The sequence below is a fragment of the Streptomyces sp. WAC06614 genome (assembly GCF_003949795.1).
Lineage (GTDB): Bacteria > Actinomycetota > Actinomycetes > Streptomycetales > Streptomycetaceae > Streptomyces.
Genome location: NZ_RPRY01000576.1, coordinates 1 through 2,396, shown reverse-complemented (window position 1 = coordinate 2,396; position 2,396 = coordinate 1). Strand labels below are relative to the sequence as shown.

Annotated in this window: 2 protein-coding genes and 1 pseudogene; all 3 read right to left on the bottom strand. The window is 73.0% G+C overall.

The window, feature by feature from the left end:
• Positions 1–28: 28 nt before the first annotated feature.
• Positions 29–1,018, bottom strand: a complete 990-nt coding sequence (locus EF918_RS34885) for a TauD/TfdA family dioxygenase (RefSeq protein WP_125652868.1) — start codon at positions 1,016–1,018, stop codon at positions 29–31.
• Entirely contained in the window at positions 1,018–2,067 is a 1,050-nt protein-coding gene (locus EF918_RS34880) for a TauD/TfdA family dioxygenase (protein WP_125652867.1), read from the bottom strand. The genes EF918_RS34885 and EF918_RS34880 overlap by 1 nt, the downstream gene beginning before the upstream one ends.
• 15 nt (positions 2,068–2,082) lie before the next feature.
• Positions 2,083–2,396 (bottom strand): annotated as a pseudogene (locus EF918_RS37510) (hypothetical protein); the annotation flags it as partial.

Below are 2,396 nucleotides of genomic sequence, written 5' to 3'. Positions count from 1 at the left end.
GTGTACGAGGGGACGGGCGGGCGGCGCGTCAGTGCGCGGCGTTGAGCCGCTCGTGGAACTCGCACACGCCGACGTTCACGCGCTGCGGCGCGAGGATGGGACGGCGGCCGTGCACGCAGCGGATGTTGTCGACGAGCAGGACGTCGCCCTGCTGCCAGTCGAAGCAGGTCTCGTGGGCCCGGTAGAGGGCGCACAGGGTGTCGATGTCGGCGGTGTCGATGGGTGAGCCGTCGCCCCAGTAGGTGTTCACGGGGAGCTCGTCGAGGCGGTAGTCGTCCAGGAGCCGGGCGCGGATGGCCGGTTCGACCCGGGCGATGTTGCTGAAGGTGATGTTGTTGGCCCAGACCCGCCGTCCGGAGACGGGGTGGGTGACGGAGGGGGCGAAGCGGACCGAGAAGCCGGCCGGGAGGTCGCCGTCCCACCGGACGTCGAAGGCGTCGAGGAGGGCCAGGTGGCGCCGGATCTCCTCGGGGTCGTCGGTCTTGAACCAGCCGCGGGCGTCGACGCCGATGCCGGGGTGGAAGCGGCGGCGCAGGATCCAGCCGTCCGCCTCGAAGCGTTCGCGGATGCGGTCGGGGAGCTGCTCGTGGACGAGGAGGGTGTCCACGAACGGGGTCTGCCCGCCGGAGGCCCGGGTCTGCTCGCACCAGAAGACCAGGTGGCGGGGCCAGCGGACGCGGTCGCAGTAGTCGTTGTGGTACCAGACGTCCTCGCCGTCGGTGACGAACTGGTTGTGGGTGTTCTGGTCCTCCACCAGGTGTCCGGTGCCGCCGCTGAACACGCGGACGACCTGCTCGAAGCGGGCCGGGTCACGGACGTCGAAGCCGCGGAAGAGCACGGCCCCGGTCCGGTCCTGGAGCGCATCCACCCGGGCGCGGTGGGCGGCGATCCATTCGGCGAGGTCGGCGGCGGCCCGGGCGGTGACCACGGGCAGCCGGCCGCCGGCGGTGGTGCCGGTGTCGACCAGGTCGGCCTCGCCGACCGGGGTGGCGGTGGCCTTGCCGATCCGGAGCTTCATCAGATCTCCCGGGTGGTGAGGGTTCTGCAGTCGACGGAGTCGGTCATCGCGACGACGACCCTGCGGTCGCCCTGGTAGGTGTCGCGGCCGTGGGCGCAGGACAGGTTGTCGACGAGCAGCATGTCGCCGGCCTGCCACGGGAAGCGGTGGAGCACCTGGTCGTAGGCGGCGCGGATGGTGGCGAGCTCGTCGTCGGTGATGTCCTGGCCGTTGCCGAGGTAGGTGTTGCGGGGCAGGTTCTCCTTGCCGAACATCTTCAGCAGCGAGGCCGCGCCCTCGGCGCCGACCCGGGTGTGGTGGAAGAGGTGGGCCTGGTTGAACCAGGACGCCGTCCCGGTGACGGGGTGGGTGACCACGGCGTGGCAGAGCTGGCGGGTGCGCAGGTGGTCGGCGTCGACCCACTCCCATTCCATGTCCTGCTCGGTGCAGTAGGCCTCGACGTCCTGCTTGCTGTCGGTGCCGAAGACCTCCTGCCAGGGCAGGTCGATGTCGGGGTGGTAGTTGCGCACGTAGAGGATGCCGTGGCGGGCGAACCGGGCGGCGAGGTCCGTGGGCAGCAGCCGGAGCAGGGCGCGGGTGTCGGCGATCGGGGTCGCGCCGCCGACGGGGGCCGGGGTCAGGCAGCAGAACCACAGGTGGCGGGGGGCGGTGTGGGTCAGCTCGTTGTGGAGCGGGATCACCTGGTCCGGCGGGTACTCGGTGGAGGTGTAGATGCCGCCCTTGATCCGGGTGCGGGGCGTGGAGCGGTGCTCGTACGCGAGCAGGGCGTCGGAGAAGGCCCGGACGACCTCGTCGAACGCGTCGGTGTCGGCGGTGCCGAAGCCGCGCAGCAGCAGGGCGCCGTGCCGGTACAGGTCGGCGGCCAGCTCCTCGCGCCGCTGCCGGACGATTCCGGCGGCATCGAGCCGGGCGTCGCCCTGCGGTTCGACGATCTTCAGCAGGCCGCCGCTGCCGGGGGCGGGGCGGGTGGTGAGCAGGCCGCGCCGGTCGAGGGGGACGGCCGATCCGATGGTCAGGCGTGCGGTGCGCGGTCGCCCTTCGGCGGTCATGGAGCCTCCTGGCTCTCAGGGGTGGAAGTGCGGACGGACCCGGCCGAGGGCCTCGGCGATCCGGTGGTGCAGCATCGTGCGGTCGGCGGCGCCGACCACCACGTGGCCGGGCCGTTCGTGGCTGTAGCGCCAGACGGGGATCCGGTCCCCGGGCCCGGCCTGGAGCTCCACGTCGACCACGCCCGGGGCGGCGCGGCAGGCGTCGAGGCCGTCGACGCCGGCGAGGGTGACGCCCTGCCAGGGGAAGTACGCCACGGCGGCGCAGGCGAACTCGGCGCCGCCGGGCCGCACCTGGGCCCCTGCCCCGGCCTGCGCCCCGTCCCCGGTCC

Bases quoted from the DNA above. Each gene is read 5' to 3' on its own strand.
- EF918_RS34885 (WP_125652868.1), bottom strand. From the start codon at position 1,018: ATGAAGCTCCGGATCGGCAAGGCCACCGCCACCCCGGTCGGCGAGGCC.
- EF918_RS34880 (WP_125652867.1), bottom strand. From the start codon at position 2,067: ATGACCGCCGAAGGGCGACCGCGCACCGCACGCCTGACCATCGGATCG.